We start from the raw sequence: 17,565 nt of genomic DNA, 5'->3' as shown, positions 1-17,565 counted from the left end.
CTATCGTCTATTTTTCGTAACTATTCTTCTATATCTCCGGTCTCTCCAAAGTGATATGACCTAATTTACCACTTCTGAAATCATCTATGATGAGTGCAGCCGCCTTGCTGTAATCAGGCTCCCCTCCCTTTGAAAGGCATTTTCTGTTGACAGCGACAGCTCTTATAAGCTCTATGATATCATTTTCCTCGCTCACCTCGTATCTTTGTGCCAAAAGCCCCGGATACTCTGCTTTTAGGAACTTTACAAGTTCCACGGCAAGCTCATCAACATTTAAAATCTCATCCTTTATCGAACCGATGAGCGCAAGTCTAAGTCCCACTGTCTGATCCTCAAATTTCGGCCACAGTATGCCCGGGGTATCGAGCAGCTCAACACTTTTATTGAGCCTGATCCACTGCTTGCCCTTTGTCACGCCCGGCTTGTTTCCTGTCTTGGCACAGGCTTTTCCGGCGTATGAGTTGATAAATGTGGACTTTCCGACGTTTGGAATACCAACCACCATAGCTCTTACCGGTCTGTTTTTGATACCACGCTTTCGGTCTCTTTCAATCTTTTCCTTGCAGGCCTCCATCACGATATCTGTGATGCTCTTCATGCCTGACTTGCTTCTAGCATCAAGACTGACTACAAAAAAGCCCTTTTCCTTGAAAAATGCACTCCACTCCCTGGTACGCTCCTTGTCGGCCAGATCCGCCTTGTTCATCAGAATAAGCCTGTATTTGTTTTTTCCAAGCTCATCAATGTCCGGATTACGGCTGGATAGTGGAATTCTTGCATCCACAAGCTCTATAACCAGATCTATTAATTTAATGTCCTCCTGCATCTGACGCTTTGCCTTGGTCATATGCCCAGGGTACCACTGAAAATTCATAATTCACCTGTCCTTTATCTATATATGTTATAACTATTGCTACTTGATTGTTCCAAAGCTTCCAAGGCCTGAAAATCTAAACCATGCCTTGCCGATAATATAGTCTCTCTTTACATTGCCAATATTGGCATAGCGGCTGTCCTCACTGTTGTTTCGATTGTCTCCAAGTACAAAATACTCGTCCTTTTCAAGCTCTATAGGATCTGAGGCAAGCCCTGCATCCTCCATTGAGGCAACGTCTGTTGATTCCTTGTACAGCTCATCATTCACGTACAGTGCGCCGTCTTTTATCTGAACAGTATCTCCCGGCACCGCTACCACTCTCCTGACATAATAATGAGACTTATTATTTCCGTTTGGCAGAAATACTATCACGTCTCCTGCCTTTGGCTTTGACATGATATATGCAAACCTGTTCACAAGAATATTATCATCGTTCTCCAATGTCTGCTCCATAGCCTGGCCCACCACATTTGTACGTATACCGAAAAATGACACCAGCACATATGCCAGGCCTATCACTACAATCAGCTCCACTACCCACGAAACAATTTCCTTGAACAATGGCAGATTAAATTTTCTTCTTTGCCTTCTAAAGCTAAGTCCTGCTCGTCTTCTGGACATCTTACACCTCTTGCTAACTAATATTTTATTGCGTAATCCTAATTATATATTGTTTTCATGTTTGTTGCAAGCTGTAACCCTGAAAACTAAAAAGACCATTCTCATACGATTGCTCGCAGAAAATGGTCTCTTTCGCGTAAAAATATTATTTTACAAGCTCTTTAACCTTAGCAGCTTTTCCGATACGGTCTCTTAAGTAGTAAAGCTTAGCACGACGTACTTTACCTTTACGTACAATCTCAACCTTCTCTACGTTTGGTGAGTGGAGTGGCCATGTCTTCTCAACACCTACACCGTTAGAAAGCTTTCTAACTGTGAATGTTGTACGGTTTGATCCGTTCTGCTTTTTGATTACTGTTCCCTCGAATACCTGGATACGCTCACGGTTACCCTCTTTGATTTTTCCGTATACCTTTACAGTATCTCCTACAGAAAACTCAGGTACCTCGGCCTTTAACTGCTCGTTCTCGATGCTCTTAATAATTTCACTTGCGTTCATTTTGTGACCTCCTAATTATTTTGACGTTCTTAATGCTACTACTATTTTCACAACAGAGGACCATCTCTTTTATTCACAACATTGGTACTTTACCACAGATTCATGGGATTTGCAAGTATTTTTTACTATCTTTTGCCTACCTTATGCATTATTTTTAGTCATCCAGTATACGGATGATTTTGAAAAATGCAATCCCATACTCTCCTGCAACTTCATAGATGCCTCATTGCCCACGATTATCTGTCCATATGGTATCCATCCGTTCTCCAGTGCCCTGTTGAAAGCATATGTTTCAAGTGCTGTGGCAAGCTTTTGATGCCTGTACTGCAGCTTTACATAGAGCATGCCTATGCTGCCCTCCTCATGGATTCCGATAATTCCCGCGAGGGTATTAATGGTACCATCAGCAGTATTATCACTCAAAAAAGCTCCGTAGACAGCACCTGCCTCTATCCTGTCTACGATATAATCCGGATTATCAAAGCCCGGGTACATTGGCGCAGCCTCCTGTATATCAGCTGCATCCAGCTTTCTTATAGTTAAGCCATTTGGCATCGGCTTTCCATCCGGTCTGTACAGTCCGCTGACAGATAGCTTTTCTTTGTTTGTATACACAGCCTGCCTGCACTCTACAGTCTCATTAAAGCCATTTGCTGTAAAGAGCTCAACATATCTTTGCTGGTGAAGCACTATGCCATTTACAATCTGATCTGTAACGTTTTTTGAAATACGCTGACTGCTGTATTTATCAACAGACTTTGTGACATTTTCCTGCACCAAATCAATAAGCTTCGACTCGCCCTCATCCGGTCTTGTATGAAAGCATACCTTTGAGACCATGTCCCGAAGCAGATATTCGCCATCTGCCTCAAACAGTATCTCGGCGCAGCCCCTGTTTATGAGCTCTATCATATCAATATGAAGCAGTTTATTTTTCATCAGAAACTCTCTGCATTTATCAAGTCTTTTAAACCCGGCATACAAATCCGGCCTGCGCTCCTTTGTGCGCTCAATAGACTTTTCAAGGCGCCATGCATCTATCTTTTTCTGATTGCCTGACATGAGTACCTCAGGCACCTTTTTGTCATGCCACTCAACAGGACGTGAATACTGAGGGTATTCGAGCAGATTGCCATGAAACGACTCTGTCTCTGCCGAAATATCATTGTGCAGCACCCCAGGAACCAGACGTGAAATCGCATCTATCATTACCATCGACGGCAGTTCTCCGCCCGTTAGAACATAGTCACCGATAGAAACATAATCTGTTACCGTCTCCTCCAGCACGCGCTCGTCAATACCTTCATAGTGTCCACATAGAAAAATGAGGTCATCACACTTTGCAAATTCTGCTGCCATCTGCTGGTTGAACACGCGGCCCTGTGGAGTAACATAAATCATACGCGCATTGTGATTTTTTATTTCTTCTGCTGTATTTTTATATGATGTATTTTCATATAATATATTTTCATCGGCGATATTTTTCTCTGAATTATCACCTGAATGGACCTGATTACATTTATTGATCTGACTCACCACACTGCGCACAGCCTGATACACCGGCTCTGCCTGCATAAGCATCCCCGCACCGCCACCATATGTGTAATCATCAACCTTATTGTGCTTATTGTGCGCAAAATCCCTGATATTTACCGTATTGAGTGATATAATATTCTGTTTTAAAGCTCTGCCTGTGATACTCTCTGACAGTCCCTGTTCTATCATCTGTGGGAATAAGGTCAGCACATGAAATCTCATTTCCTATATCTCCTATATCATCCTGTTTTACAGTTTTACGATTTAAAATGTATGATTTTGTTCAATTTTATATCTCATTTTACGGTTTTTGCAGTTTGAGATGTAGCTATCTCAAACCTGCCAGCAGATGCACCTTCATCGTGCCATTTTCCACATCAACGTCCAGTATACAATCCTTTATTGCCGGAATCAGCAGATCATTTGCACCGGCTTTCTTAACAACATACACATCGTTGGCACCGGTCTGGAGCACATCATCTATAACTCCAAGCTCCTCTCCTTCGTCTGATGTGACGGAAAGCCCGATAAGATCAGCTATAAAGTACTCATTTTCCTCAAGTGGCACCGCATTTTCCCTTGTCACAAAAAGAGGTGCCTTTTTATATTTTTCTACATCATTTATGTCATCTATGCCCTTAAATTTCAAGATAACCTGGTTCTTGAAAAATTTGACAGAAGTTATTTCCAAATCCCTGCGCTCTTTGCCATTATCCAGAATGACATTTTTAAGCTTTTTAAAACGGGCAGCATCGTCAGTGGTTGGGAACACCTTTACCTCACCGCGAATGCCGTGTGTGCTCGTAATTACACCTACCTGTAGTAAATCTTCCATTCTCTGTCTCCTGATATTAATATAAATCATAACTATTCAGCCCACGCACATTCTCAAAACCATACAATACCGGTTCTGAATAGTTACTATAAATTATAAAAAAACAGGCATCTCATAAGAGATGCCTTTATGTTACTGTACTATCTCAACAATAACCTTTTTGTCTTCTTTAGAGGCTGCGGCCTTAACAACTGAACGAATAGCCTTAGCAATACGTCCCTGCTTGCCGATCACTTTGCCCATGTCAGACTGTGCAACACGTAATTCCAAAACAATTGCTTTCTCGTTTTCGGTCTCAGTTACATTAACCTCATCCGGATAATCAACTAAAGATTTTGCAATTACTTCAACTAATTCTTTCATTACGCCACCTCTTTATCCTATTTCTCGATACCAGCACTCTTGAAGATTCTAGCTACTGTCTCAGTTGGCTGTGCGCCGTTTGATAACCATTTCTTAGCTAATTCCTCATTTACATGATACTCGCTAGGATCCTTAGTTGGATCGTATGTTCCGATCTCCTCGATGCATCTTCCATCTCTTGGTGATCTAGAGTCTGCAACTACGATTCTATAGAAAGGAGCTTTCTTCTGTCCCATTCTTCTTAATCTGATCTTTACTGCCATTTTGTTTCACCTCCTCATAGGTTTATTGAATAATATATATCAAAAGTAAAATAAATACTTTTGTTAACAAAACATGAAATTCTTTAATGAAATTCCTTTAATGAAATCCATTAAAACGGAAGTCCTTTGAATAAGCCTCCAAGACCACCGCCTCCACGGCGTCCCTTCTTGCCGCCCATCATACCGGGCATCTGCTTCATGAACTTCTTTGTCTGCTCAAACTGCTTTACAAGTCTGTTGACCTCTGATACATCCACGCCTGCTCCTCTTGCAATACGAGCCTTGCGGCTTGGATTAAGAAGCTTTGGATTTCGTCTTTCCTCAGGTGTCATGGAATAGATGATTGCCTCTGTGCGGGCCATGCCCTTTTCAGCTTCATCTGTATCAATATCCGGCATCTTGCCTCCACCGATACCCATGCCCGGCATCATGCCCATCACGCTTGAAAGACCGCCCATCTTCTTCATCTGACTCATCGAATCAAGGTACATCTCAAAATCAAACTCATTTTTGCGCATCTTCTGCTCAAGCTTCTTGGCCTGTTCCTCATCAATGTTCTCCTGCGCCTTCTCAATCATGGAAAGCACATCGCCCATGCCGAGGATTCTTGAAGCCATACGCTCCGGATAGAACTGCTCAAGGTCTGAAAGCTTCTCGCCCATACCTGCGTATAGTATCGGCTTTCCTGTAACGGCTCTGATTGAAAGTGCCGCTCCACCTCTGGTGTCACCATCAAGCTTTGTGATGACAACTCCGTCAATTCCTATCTTTTCATCAAAGGTACCTGCTACATTTACCGCATCCTGACCTGTCATGGCATCTACCACGAGGATGGTCTGGAAAACATCAGTAGCTTCTTTTATCTCAATAAGCTCTGCCATCATATCCTCATCAATATGAAGACGTCCGGCAGTATCGATGATAACAACATTGAAATCGTTTTTCTTAGCGTGCTCCACAGCAGCCTTTGCGATGTCGGCAGGCTTGTTTTTGTCACCCATTGAGAAAACCTCAACGCCCTGCTTCTCACCATTTATCTTTAACTGCTCAATCGCAGCCGGACGATATACATCACAGGCTACAAGCAGTGATTTCTTGCCCTTGCTCTTAAGCTTTCCGGCAATTTTTGCTGTGGTGGTTGTCTTACCGGCTCCCTGAAGACCTACCATCATGATAACGGTAAGCTCCTTGCCCGGCCTGAAAGCAATCTCTGTTGTCTCAGAGCCCATAAGCTTAATCATCTCTTCGTTTACGATTTTGATGACCATCTGGCCGGGATTGAGACCATTCATGACATCCTGTCCGATTGCTCTCTCCTGAACACTCTTTGTGAACTGCTTAACAACCTTGAAGTTAACATCGGCCTCAAGGAGTGCCATCTTAACCTCTTTAAGAGCAGCCTTTACATCATCCTCAGTAAGCTTTCCCTTGCTGCGGAGATTCTTAAAAACGTTCTGCAGTTTTTCTGATAAACTGTCAAATGCCATATTACAGCTCCTCTAGTATCTGATTCGAAATAGCTTCGATTTCATTCATTAATAGCTCATTATGTGATTTCTTAAAATCATTTGTCAGCTCATGAATCCTTCGTATGTCACTCTTTATGGACATGAACTTTTCAACAAGATGCAACTTTGCCTCATAGTCAAGCAGCTTCTTATTGCATCTCTTAATCAGATCGGCAACACCCTGACGGGAAATCCCCTCCTCGGATGCAATCTCACCGAGTGACAAATCATTGAAGACAAAATCCTCATATACCTGACGCTGATGCTCATTCAAAAGCTCACCGTAGAAATCATATAAATATGCCTGTTCAAGTTTTTCTTCCATATCAAGTATCCTCTTTTTCCCTCGAACCTATGGTAGAATAACACATAGTTTGCCCGGTGTCAAGTAAAAATACTTGATACTTTTATTTTTATATCATAGTGCGTACAATTCTTGGCTTATAGCCCTTCTTCTCGAGCGCAGCAATAATCTGCTCCTTGTGCTCTGTACCAAAACACTCAAGCGTGATGCGAAGCTCGACAGCCGCACTTCTGTTTGTAGTGACAAACTGGTTATGCTCCAGCTTGATTACATTGCCCTGTACATCGGCAAGAGTCTGTGAAACCTTGGCAAGCTCGCCCGGCTTATCCGGCAGAAGCACTGAAACAGTAAAGATTCTGTCTCTGAAAATAAGCCCCTGCTGTACAACTGATGACATGGTAATAACATCCATGTTGCCGCCACTTAGGATAGAAACCACTCTCTTGTCCTTTACTCCGAGATGCTTAAGCGCAGCTACAGTCAGAAGACCTGAGTTTTCGACTATCATCTTGTGATTCTCAACCATGTCAAGGAAGGCCACGATAAGCTCGTCATCCTCCACTGTGATAATATCATCAAGATTTTTCTTTATGTATGGGAAAATATTTGAGCCCGGTGTCTTTACCGCTGTTCCGTCTGCAATAGTATTTACACTTGGTAAAGTGGTCACCTTGCCGTTCTTAAATGACTCCTGCATACAATTGGCACCGGCCGGCTCCACTCCGATAACCTTAATCTTTGGGTTTAAGAGCTTTGCAAGTGTGGATACACCTGTTGCCAGCCCGCCGCCGCCGATTGGAACGAGGATGTACTCAACAAGAGGAAGCTCCTTAAATATCTCCATAGCAATAGTTCCCTGTCCTGTTGCGACAGCTAAATCATCAAACGGATGGATAAATGTGTAGCCCTCTTTCTCTGCAAGCTCATATGCCTTGGCACATGCCTCATCATACACATCTCCATAAAGCACTACCTCAGCGCCGTAGCTCTTTGTACGGTTTACCTTGATAAGAGGTGTGGTGGTAGGCATTACGATGACAGCCTTGCAGCCATAGCACTTTGCAGCATACGCAACACCCTGCGCATGGTTTCCTGCAGATGCTGTGATGAGTCCCTTTGCCCTCTCCTCATCGGTGAGTGTGCTTATCTTGTAGTACGCACCTCTGACCTTGTAAGCTCCGGTAAACTGCATATTTTCAGGCTTCAGATATACCTTATTGCCTGTCTGGTCACTTAAAAAGTCACTGTAAATGAGCTTTGTCTCAAGGGTGACCTCCTTGACCTTCTCACTTGCTTCTTCAAATTTATCTAATGTCAGCATATTTGTTCTCCCTTTCATTTCTTCGGTATAACTATTCATACCCACCCACACATTATTCGCAAAAATGCATTGTTCTCAGTGGTTCTGAATAGTTATTTTTCATTATATTATACCAAAAATTCCATACAGATATATATAAACTGATATATCAGATTATTATAAACAATATAACTTATACGCTCAAAGATATTCTCAAATTATTCCGTTTTAGTATCAAACAATGCATTCACGAACTCGTCCGAATCAAATTTCTGCAAATCATCGATAGTCTCACCGACTCCGATATACTTGACCGGCACTGAAAGCTCCGACTGTATCGCTACAGCGATACCGCCCTTTGCCGTACCATCCATCTTAGTAAGCACGATGCCCGAAATCTTTGCCACATCAGAAAACTCTCTCGCCTGAACCAGTGCATTCTGGCCTGTGGTCGCATCAAGCACGACGAGCGTCTCTCTGTACGCATCCGGATACTCACTCTCCAGGATTTTATTAATCTTTCCGAGCTCATTCATCAGATTCTTTTTGTTGTGGAGTCTTCCGGCTGTATCCACGAGAAGCACATCTGCGTTTCTGGCCTTAGAAGCTGCAACTGCATCATATACAACAGCTCCCGGGTCAGCACCCTCGGCACCGCCAATCATATCAACTCCGGCGCGGTTTGCCCATTCCTTCAGCTGGTCGCCTGCTGCCGCCCTGAAGGTATCAGCACCTGCAATAACTACCTTCTTGCCCTGTTCCTTAAGCTTTCCTGCAAGCTTTCCGACAGTGGTAGTCTTTCCTACTCCGTTGACACCGATTACAAGCACAACAGATTTTTCATTTTCAAATCTGTAGGCTGTCTCCTCCACCTTCATCTGCTCCTTGATGCTCTCAATCAAGAGTTCCTTACACTCTGCCGGCTCCTTGATGTGCTGCTCCTTCACCTTCCTCTGCAGATCCTCGATGATACTCTCTGTAGCTCTCACCCCGAGATCTCCCATGATGAGAATTTCCTCAAGCTCCTCATAAAAATCATCATCTATATGTGAAAATCCACTGAAAAGTGAATCTATGCCTGAAACAATATTGTCTCTGGTCTTTGTCAGTCCTGAAACGAGCCTCTTAAAAAAGCCCGGCTTCTTTTCTTTTTCTTCCATTTCAACTCTCCATAAATAAAATTTTACTGTGTCAGATCATTCTCTATTAGATTCACTGAAACGAGTGTGGAAACACCCTTTTCCTGCATCGTGATACCATATAGTCTGTCCGCAGCCGCCATTGTACCACGTCTGTGTGTGATAACGATAAACTGTGTGTTCTTTGTAAGCTTGTTCAGATAATTTGCATAGCGCGAAACGTTTGAATCATCAAGCGCCGCCTCAATCTCATCAAGCAGACAAAACGGTGATGGCTTAAGTGCCTGAATGGCAAACAAAAGTGCAATAGCGGTGAGCGCCTTTTCTCCACCGGACATCTGCATCATATTCTGAAGCTTCTTTCCGGGCGGCTGTGCGACGATTCTTATGCCGCACTCAAGTATATCCTCATCCTCCACAAGCTCCAGGGAACCATGTCCACCACCAAAAAGCTGCTTAAAGGACTTGTCAAACTCTCTCTGAATCTCGGCAAACTTCTCTGTAAACTGCTTTCTCATACCACTGTCAAGCTCATCAATGATGCCAACCAGAGTCTTTTCAGCCTCGATAAGGTCATCATGCTGTCCCTTTAAGAACTCATAACGCGTTGAAATCTCCCTGTATTCCTCGATAGCATTGACATTTACATCGCCGAGACGTCTGATTTCGTCCTTTATGCCTGCAATCAGCTTCTTTAATGAAGGCAGATCATCGTATGCATCATTTCTAAGCTCTGCTGCCGCATGCGGAGTAAGCTCATACTCATCCCACATGTAGTTAGTCTGCGTCTCTGAAGCCTCCTTAAGCTTCTCTCTCTGGCTGTTCAGTCTGAAAAGCTCCTTATCCAGATCAGCCTGTTTCTTTGAAACTTCCTCCTGCTTTGCAAAAAAGCCTCTGTAATCCTCAGACATCTTTTCCTTTTTTGTAAGGCTCTCCCTAAGCTCCTCGTCAAGCTTAGAATTGTTGTCCTTTGATGCCAGAATGGTCTGTGTGATTGCATCAATATCAGCCTGCTTCTTTTTAATATCATCCTTTGCAGCAGCTGCCCCTTCCACAAGACTTTCCTTCTGCTCATCAAATTTCTCTATCTCTGAATTGATACGATTGATATTTTCTATAGCAAACTCTGCCGTCTTTGTAATATTTGCAAGCTCAAGTGAAATGGCAGCGGCCTTGTGTGAAGCCTCCTGCTCAAGTACTCCCTGCTTTTCAAGTATCTCACTGTATGAGCTGTTTTCCTTCTCAAGCTGCTCCTCACGCTGCTTTGATGCCTCAAGCTGCGCTGCAATATCCTTCTTGCCCTGATCTATCTCTTCGAGCTGTTTTTCAATCTCGGCATTTTCTGTGCGCAGATCCTCGTAGACATTCGCACTCTCCTTCTTTTGCTGGTCTGCCCTGTCAACAGAAATCTGTGCTGTGTTCTGCTCAATATACTTCTCCTGCAGCAAGGTCTTTGTGGCTGCTATATCCTCCTCGCCAAGCGCAATAGCAGTCGCAATATCATCCTTTCTGGCTCTAAGCTCTTTAAGCTTTGTCTTAGTCTGATCAACTCTCTTTTCAAGCTCCTCAATCTCACGATTTCTCGCAAGCAGATTGGATGAATTTTTAAACGCACCACCGGACATAGAGCCTCCCGGTGCCAGATACTCGCCCTCGACAGTCACGATATGGAGTGAATAGTGATTTTTCTTTGCAAGCGCAATGGCATTGTCAATTGTGTCCACCACAATCACTCTGCCAAGCAGGTATGCAACAACCTCATCAAACTTCGGATCACACTTCACCAGCTTATTTGCAATGCCAAGCACACCCTTTTCGCCGAGTGCCGCCTCATTTTTAGTATTTCTGTTTGCACGCACACTTGTAAGAGGTAAAAACGTAGCCCGACCAAAATGATTGGCCTTCAAAAAGCCAATCATCTTTTTGGCTGTAGCCTCATCCTCAGTGACGATATTCTGGATATTGCCGCTTAAGGCTGTCTCTATCGCTATCTCATAGCGCTTATCCACCTGGATAAGATCTGAAACTACTCCGAGAAGGCCCGGATTTTTAGCCTTCTGCTCCATAACACGCTTGATGCTGTTACCATAGCCATCATAGCGCTCGGCAATGTTTTTAAGTGACTCAAGCCTGGAAACAGACTTATGATACTCTGTGGAAGCATCCTCCATCAGGCGGGCATTCTCTCTAGACTTATCTCTCCACTCCCTGGCCTTTGCCAAAAGAGCCGACTCCTTTTCCTTTAAACCGGCTATCTCTTCATTGACAGCATTAAGCTTCTTATTAGCCTCATCCAATATATCATCAAGCCCTGCTTCCCTTGTCTTTCTATCTAAAAGACGCTTGGTAAGCTCTGCCTTTCTGATATTAATCTGCTCAAGCATAGTGGCAAAACGCTGCTGCCTTGACTGGATACTGCCTCGCTCCTGAAGCAGGGCGATAAGCTCATTCTTGCCCTTTTCCAGTCCGTCATTGCAACGGTTGACCTCTGCAAGTACAGCCTCATGCTCGTTTACCGCAAGAAGCTCGTTCTGCTTCATCTGCTCTATATCAGCTTCCAGTGCAGCCTTTTTGTCATCATACTCTTTCCTGCTTTTAAGACGCTGCGCCTTTTCCTTTTCGATAGCTAAAAGCCGCGACTGCAAATGCTCATCCGTCATTTCGGCCGTGTGAATCTGCTCCTTTAAAAGCTCTATCTGATTCTCAAGCTTCTGTCTGGTGGATGAAGTGCTTGTGATGCTCTCACGAAGAGACTCGATACGCTCATCCATCTGCTGCATATCGTTCCCAAGCCTCTCATACTCTGCCTTGATGCTCTCGTATGTGGCGTTGGTCTCCTTTAGCTCGTCATCAGCAATAGTGTATTTCTCATCAGCTGACTTAAGCTCGGTCTCAATGCGCGCTGATTCAAGCAAAAACATGTTGACATCGTAGTTCTTCAGTTCTTCTCTCTTTTTAAGATATGTATGAGCCTTCTCGGACTGTCTCTGTAACGGACCTACCTGTCTCTCAAGCTCTGTCAGGATATCATTGACACGCACAAGGTTCTCTCGCTCATTATCGAGCTTCTTTTGTGCTGTAAGCTTTCTCTTTTTAAACTTCACAATGCCGGCAGCCTCATCAAACAGCTCTCGCCTCTCCTCCGGCTTTCCACTTAAAATCCTGTCAATCTGGCCCTGTCCAATGATGGAATAGCCCTCTTTACCGATACCGGTATCATAGAAAAGCTCCGAAACCTCCTTGAGTCTGCACGGATTGCCATTGATTAGATACTCACTCTCCCCTGAGCGGTAAACACGTCTGGCAACCGTAACCTCATTGAAATCAATCGCAAGCGAATGATCTGAATTGTCAAGTGTGATTGCAACATACGCGTATCCAAGCGGCTTCCTGTTCTCTGTACCTGCAAAAATAACATCCTGCATGCTGGCACCACGAAGCTGCTTTGCGCTCTGCTCACCGAGCACCCATCTGACCGCATCGGCGACATTACTCTTTCCACTGCCGTTTGGCCCTACAATACCTGTGATGCCGTTGTGGAACTCAAAAACAATTTTGTTGGCAAAGGACTTAAAGCCCTGTACTTCCAAACTCTTTAAATACATTAAAAACTCCTATTCCCTGTTTCTGTACAAAAGAAGTGCCTGATATGCAGCCTGCTGCTCCGCCGCCTTCTTTGTGTGGCCTTCTCCCTCGCTGACACGCTCGCCGTCCACAAGCACCGCAACTGTAAACTGCTTGTCATGGTCCGGACCGCTCTCATCAATAAGTTCATAAGAAAGCTGCTCGTGTCTGCCCTGTATAAGCTCCTGAAGGATAGTCTTGCTATCATAAAAGAGCTGCTTATTCTCAATATCAGTCATGATAAACCTAAGCACAAACTCCTTTGCATTAGTAAAACCACCATCTAAATAAATTGCTCCAATCACTGCCTCAAGTGCATCAGAAAGAATCGATTTTCTCTTTCTTCCTCCTGTATGATCCTCGCCCCTGCCAAGACGTAAGTACTTTCCAAGGTCAAGTGGCTTTGTACAAAGTGCAAGAGTCGGCTCACAAACAATGCTTGCGCGCAGCTTGGTAAGCTCACCCTCAGGCTTTTGCGGATAATTGATAAACAAAAACTCACTTGAAACTATTTCCAAAACAGCATCGCCCAAAAACTCCAGACGTTCGTTATCAGAATGCTTTTTCATGTGCTTTTCATTGGCATACGAGCTGTGTGTCAGCGCCTGCTCAAGCAGATGTCGGTTCTTGAACGTATAGCCTATTTTGCTTTGAAATTCATTTAAATCTGCCATAATTTTTCCTCTATTTCTATATCTATCCATTTTACATGTTCTGTGAGTATAACGAAAAGCCCTCATAATAAAGGGCTTTTCATTAGTTAAACATACTACTGCTCGCTTACAGCTTTTTTAATCTGCTCAACAGCATCGCCTACAGTGACGATTTTCTCTGCTTCCTCATTAGGAATCTCGATATCGAACTCTTCCTCGATACCCATGATAATCTGGAATACATCCAGAGAGTCAGCGCCAAGATCATCAATGAAGGTTGACTCCATAGTAACCTCGGTCTCGTCCACATTAAGTACCTCGACAATAATGTCTCTAAGCTTCTCAAATTCCATTTTTAATACCTCTCATTTCTGTTTATAGTGACCAATCATACAGCAGTACTGCTATCTAATCAGCCGGCTTATTAATAATATATTCTTTAATTTTATCATTAATCTCTTTTTCCTTAAATGTAACACATTGGAAAACAGAGTTAGTGATTTCCTTTGCCTTGGAGCTGCCGTGGGTCTTTACCACAAGACCATTCAATCCTAAAAGCGGTGCTCCGCCGTACTCGGTCGCATCAAATGACTTTAGCGTATTCTTAAGAGCCGGAAGTGCAAGTGCAGCTCCTATCTTGCTCTTTAGTGTGCTCATGAGACCCTTCTTTATGACTCCGATAAGTGTGGAGCTAAGGCCCTCGTAGAGCTTTAATATGACATTGCCTGTGAAAGCCTCGCAGACTATAACATCGGCATCTCCCTTTGGAATATCCCTTGCCTCAATGCTTCCGACAAAATTGATATCTGTGCACTCTCGAAGAAGCGGCATGGTCTCCTTTACCAGGGCATTACCTTTCTCCTCCTCTGCACCGATATTGACCAGTGCAACCTTTGGATTCTTCACGCCGACAACATGCTCCATATAGATAGAGCCCATCTTGGCAAACTGTACCAGATGCTCAGCTCTGGCATCCACATTGGCTCCACAGTCTATGAGCAGAGATACGCCCCTCTCAGTCGGAATAAGCGGTGCCAAAGGCGGCCTTTGTATGCCCTTTATCCTGCCAACTATGACCTGTCCTCCGACAAGTACAGCACCTGAGCTTCCTGCCGAAACAAATGCATCAGCCTCTTTATTCTTGACCATATTCATGCCAACAACGATTGATGACTGCTTCTTTCGTCTGATTGCCATAACCGGTGGCTCTGCCATCTCTATAACCTCAGGCGCATCTACTATCTCTATCTGCTCCTTAGGATATGTATACAAAGAAAGCTCCCTCTCTACCGGTACCTTCTGTCCTACAAGAAATATCTTTATATCATTTCTTTTGTTAACCGCATCTACCGCACCCTTTACTACCTCTGCGGGTGCATTGTCGCCACCCATTGCATCGAGTGCGACCCTTGTTGTACTTTGCATTGTGACCTCCCTGTGCCTGCTAAAAATCAAACTACTAATTGATTAAATAAAATATACTATAATCATAGGTATAAATCAATAACCAATTCACTACTCTATATGGCTTCCATCATTCTCCCGGACTCATTGAAATAACCTTGCCACAGTTCCATAAATCAGCAGTGCGCTTTGCTGCATCAAGTCTGTCATCGTCTGACTTGAAATCAATATTTACTGAGTGGCATCCGCACTCAAGGCATGTCACATAATATGAGCTGCCGCAGTCCTCCTCGAGAATCCCGGCACCGCCACAGAGCGGGCACTCATAGATTTCAACTAAATCGTCTATATTATTCATGATAGTTTGCTTCCTTCTTTCTTTAATATCTAAATATCCTCTCAGTATAATAACATCCCTGCAAGCTATATACAAGCAAAAAGTACCTTCATTTTATTATGGGATAAAAAAGGGATAAAATCAATCAAAAAAGGATTGAACGATATCGTTCAATCCTTAATTTTACTGGTTTTCTACTATTAGTCCTGAGGAATGATTTCTTTTTTGTTGTATGATCCGCAGTTCTTGCAAACTCTGTGTGGCATCATAAGCTCTCCACATTTGCTGCATTTTACTAAAGTAGGAGCAGACATTTTCCAGTTTGCTCTTCTCTTATCTCTTCTTCCCTTAGAAGATTTATTCTTTGGACAAATTGACATTTGTTTACACCTCCTTAAACTTGTTAAATATATCCTGGAACGCTGCCATTCTTGGATCCGGTACAAAACTATCGCAACTGCAGGTGCCTTTATTCAAGTTCATCCCGCAGACTTTACAAATACCTTTGCAATCGTCTTTGCACAGAACTCTCATTGGCCAGTTCACCAGAATTTCGGCGTAGACAAGTTTATCTACATCGAGTTCAAACCCAATCAGGTAGTCAGTTTCCTCCATCTCTTCATCGACTAATGCTCCGTCTGTGATTTTCAGAGTCTTGTCAATGTCAAAATGCATGTTTGTTGGAACTTCTTCCAAGCATCGGCTGCACGGTATCGCTATGTCTATATCTACTGTTCCCGTGATGTGCACTGCTGCATTCTCCACGTTTGAGATATGAAGTGATATCGGCTGCTTTTTCAGAATAGGATAATCTCCTAAACGCGACTCAAATGATGTGAGCGTAAGCTCTGTCTCAATTGTTGTCTCTTTATTGATAGATTTTACAATGGTTGATATATCAATCATAGTTCTCTCCTATTCACACCTAACCAATTATACATATTGGAGTGGTGTTTGTCAACAAAATTTTATAATTTATCCACAACTTTTTGCTTTTTATTAGCCAACAAGCTTTACTGTCTCGCGGCAGATTGCAAGCTCCTCGTTTGTAGGGATGACGCATACCTTTACGCTTGAGTCTGCTGTTGAGATAAGTGCCTCCACGCCGCGTGTCTTGTCGTTTGTTACACGGTCGATCTTTATGCCCAGGTAACCTAAATATGCCATGATTTTTTCTCTTACAAAGCTTGTGTTCTCACCGATTCCTGCTGTGAATGCGATAGCATCTACTCCGTTCATTGCTGCTGCATATGCTCCGATGTATTTTGCTACCCTGTAGCTGAATACTTCTACTGCTGCAATAGCACGCTCGTTGCCCTCATTGTAGGCTGCCTCAAGATCTCTGAAGTCGCTTGATACTCCTGACATGCCGGCTACTCCTGACTTCTTGTTGAGCACATTCATCACACCATCGATGTCAAGGTTTTCTTTCTTTGCAATGAACTCCATGATTGATGGGTCGATATCACCTGAACGTGTTCCCATTACGAGTCCCTCAAGTGGTGTAAGTCCCATTGATGTATCTACGCATTTACCGTTTAATACTGCGCTGACTGAAGCTCCGTTTCCAAGGTGTGCTACGATAATCTTTGAGTTGTTTAAGTCCATTCCAAGGTAGCTTGCTGCCTCCTTTGATACGAAGCTGTGGCTTGTGCCGTGGAAGCCGTATCTTCTTACCTTGTACTTCTCATAGTACTCATATGGAAGGCCGTAGAGATATGCTTTCTCAGGCATTGTCTGATGGAAGGCTGTATCAAATACTCCTACCATTGGTACATTTGGCATAAGTGCCTGGCATGCTCTGATTCCGATAATATTTGCAGGGTTGTGAAGAGGTGCAAGGTCGTTGCACTCCTCTACCTGTGCGATTACTTCCTCTGTGATGACTACTGAGTCTGAGAATTTTTCTCCGCCGTGCACTACACGATGTCCTACTGCATCGATCTCTGCAAGTGATTTTACTGCGCCTGTCTTTGGATTTACAAGTGCATCGAGTACCATCTGGATGGCCTCTTTATGTGTTGGCATAGGTGCCTCTGTGATTTCCTTATCAAGACCCTCTTTCTGATATACGAGTCTGCCATCGATTCCGATTCTCTCGCAGAGTCCTTTTGCAAGTACCTCCTCTGAATCTGAATTGATGAGCTGGTATTTCAGTGATGAACTACCGCAATTAATTACTAATACATTCATTGTTTTGTCTCCTTTGGTTTAAAATTACAATACTATTGTTAGTATAAACTTATTTTTCAAATGCGACAAGGGTGTTTTTGTGGTATTATGGTTTTGAACTCTAAAAAAA

18 protein-coding genes and 1 pseudogene are annotated in these 17,565 nt (G+C 43.4%); all 19 read right to left on the bottom strand.

The window, feature by feature from the left end; translation table 11 throughout:
* Positions 1-28: 28 nt before the first annotated feature.
* The 19 genes and pseudogenes from ylqF to EUBREC_RS06665 all read right to left on the bottom strand — a co-directional run bounded on the left by ylqF (position 29) and on the right by EUBREC_RS06665 (position 17,456).
* Positions 29-874 carry a ribosome biogenesis GTPase YlqF gene (gene ylqF / locus EUBREC_RS06755; protein WP_012742365.1) on the bottom strand — a complete coding sequence of 282 codons (846 nt, stop codon included), beginning with the start codon at positions 872-874 and terminating at the stop codon, positions 29-31.
* Positions 875-913: 39 nt separating this feature from the next.
* On the bottom strand, positions 914-1,498 hold the full coding sequence (gene lepB, locus EUBREC_RS06750) for a signal peptidase I (protein ID WP_012742364.1): 585 nt from the start codon (positions 1,496-1,498) through the stop codon (positions 914-916).
* Positions 1,499-1,643: 145 nt separating this feature from the next.
* Complete coding sequence (rplS, locus tag EUBREC_RS06745) at positions 1,644-1,997, bottom strand: 50S ribosomal protein L19 (protein WP_012742363.1); 354 nt, start codon at positions 1,995-1,997, stop codon at positions 1,644-1,646.
* A gap of 977 nt (positions 1,998-2,974) precedes the next feature.
* Positions 2,975-3,755: pseudogene (trmD, locus tag EUBREC_RS18380) on the bottom strand (tRNA (guanosine(37)-N1)-methyltransferase TrmD); the annotation flags it as partial.
* Positions 3,756-3,861: 106 nt separating this feature from the next.
* Positions 3,862-4,368, bottom strand: a complete 507-nt coding sequence (rimM, locus tag EUBREC_RS06735) for a ribosome maturation factor RimM (RefSeq protein WP_015516128.1) — start codon at positions 4,366-4,368, stop codon at positions 3,862-3,864.
* A gap of 132 nt (positions 4,369-4,500) precedes the next feature.
* Positions 4,501-4,731 (bottom strand): KH domain-containing protein, encoded by a 231-nt coding sequence (locus tag EUBREC_RS06730; protein WP_012742360.1) that lies wholly within the window; start codon positions 4,729-4,731, stop codon positions 4,501-4,503.
* 17 nt (positions 4,732-4,748) lie between these two features.
* Positions 4,749-4,994: a 30S ribosomal protein S16 gene (rpsP, locus tag EUBREC_RS06725; protein WP_012742359.1), complete on the bottom strand. Its 246-nt coding sequence runs from the start codon at positions 4,992-4,994 to the stop codon at positions 4,749-4,751.
* A 110-nt stretch (positions 4,995-5,104) separates the two neighbouring features.
* The gene (ffh, locus tag EUBREC_RS06720) at positions 5,105-6,481 is read right to left on the bottom strand and encodes a signal recognition particle protein (RefSeq protein ID WP_012742358.1); all 1,377 of its coding nucleotides are present in this window, start codon (positions 6,479-6,481) and stop codon (positions 5,105-5,107) included.
* Position 6,482: 1 nt separating this feature from the next.
* A complete protein-coding gene (ylxM, locus tag EUBREC_RS06715) occupies positions 6,483-6,827 on the bottom strand; it encodes a YlxM family DNA-binding protein (protein ID WP_012742357.1) in 345 nt (114 codons plus the stop codon).
* Positions 6,828-6,915: 88 nt separating this feature from the next.
* Positions 6,916-8,127: a threonine ammonia-lyase gene (gene ilvA / locus EUBREC_RS06710; protein ID WP_015568683.1), complete on the bottom strand. Its 1,212-nt coding sequence runs from the start codon at positions 8,125-8,127 to the stop codon at positions 6,916-6,918.
* 197 nt (positions 8,128-8,324) lie between these two features.
* The gene (ftsY, locus tag EUBREC_RS06705) at positions 8,325-9,266 is read right to left on the bottom strand and encodes a signal recognition particle-docking protein FtsY (protein WP_012742355.1); all 942 of its coding nucleotides are present in this window, start codon (positions 9,264-9,266) and stop codon (positions 8,325-8,327) included.
* A gap of 23 nt (positions 9,267-9,289) precedes the next feature.
* Positions 9,290-12,850, bottom strand: a complete 3,561-nt coding sequence (smc, locus tag EUBREC_RS06700) for a chromosome segregation protein SMC (protein WP_012742354.1) — start codon at positions 12,848-12,850, stop codon at positions 9,290-9,292.
* Positions 12,851-12,859: 9 nt separating this feature from the next.
* The gene (gene rnc / locus EUBREC_RS06695) at positions 12,860-13,543 is read right to left on the bottom strand and encodes a ribonuclease III (protein ID WP_015516132.1); all 684 of its coding nucleotides are present in this window, start codon (positions 13,541-13,543) and stop codon (positions 12,860-12,862) included.
* Positions 13,544-13,638: 95 nt separating this feature from the next.
* The gene (gene acpP, locus EUBREC_RS06690; RefSeq protein ID WP_012742352.1) at positions 13,639-13,875 is read right to left on the bottom strand and encodes an acyl carrier protein; all 237 of its coding nucleotides are present in this window, start codon (positions 13,873-13,875) and stop codon (positions 13,639-13,641) included.
* Positions 13,876-13,930: 55 nt separating this feature from the next.
* Positions 13,931-14,947 carry a phosphate acyltransferase PlsX gene (plsX, locus tag EUBREC_RS06685; RefSeq protein ID WP_012742351.1) on the bottom strand — a complete coding sequence of 339 codons (1,017 nt, stop codon included), beginning with the start codon at positions 14,945-14,947 and terminating at the stop codon, positions 13,931-13,933.
* A 109-nt stretch (positions 14,948-15,056) separates the two neighbouring features.
* Positions 15,057-15,284 carry a Lar family restriction alleviation protein gene (locus tag EUBREC_RS06680; protein ID WP_015516135.1) on the bottom strand — a complete coding sequence of 76 codons (228 nt, stop codon included), beginning with the start codon at positions 15,282-15,284 and terminating at the stop codon, positions 15,057-15,059.
* A 179-nt stretch (positions 15,285-15,463) separates the two neighbouring features.
* Positions 15,464-15,643, bottom strand: coding sequence for a 50S ribosomal protein L32 (rpmF, locus tag EUBREC_RS06675; protein WP_012742349.1), 180 nt, complete (start codon positions 15,641-15,643; stop codon positions 15,464-15,466).
* Between the two features lie 4 nt (positions 15,644-15,647).
* Positions 15,648-16,169 (bottom strand): YceD family protein, encoded by a 522-nt coding sequence (locus EUBREC_RS06670; RefSeq protein ID WP_012742348.1) that lies wholly within the window; start codon positions 16,167-16,169, stop codon positions 15,648-15,650.
* A gap of 93 nt (positions 16,170-16,262) precedes the next feature.
* The gene (locus tag EUBREC_RS06665) at positions 16,263-17,456 is read right to left on the bottom strand and encodes an acetate kinase (protein WP_012742347.1); all 1,194 of its coding nucleotides are present in this window, start codon (positions 17,454-17,456) and stop codon (positions 16,263-16,265) included.
* Positions 17,457-17,565: the final 109 nt, after the last annotated feature.

It is taken from the genome of Agathobacter rectalis ATCC 33656 (assembly GCF_000020605.1).
In the GTDB taxonomy this organism is placed as follows: Bacteria; Bacillota; Clostridia; order Lachnospirales; family Lachnospiraceae; genus Roseburia; species Roseburia rectalis.
Note: the sequence above shows the minus strand (reverse complement) of the source record. Positions and strands in the feature narration are given on the sequence as shown.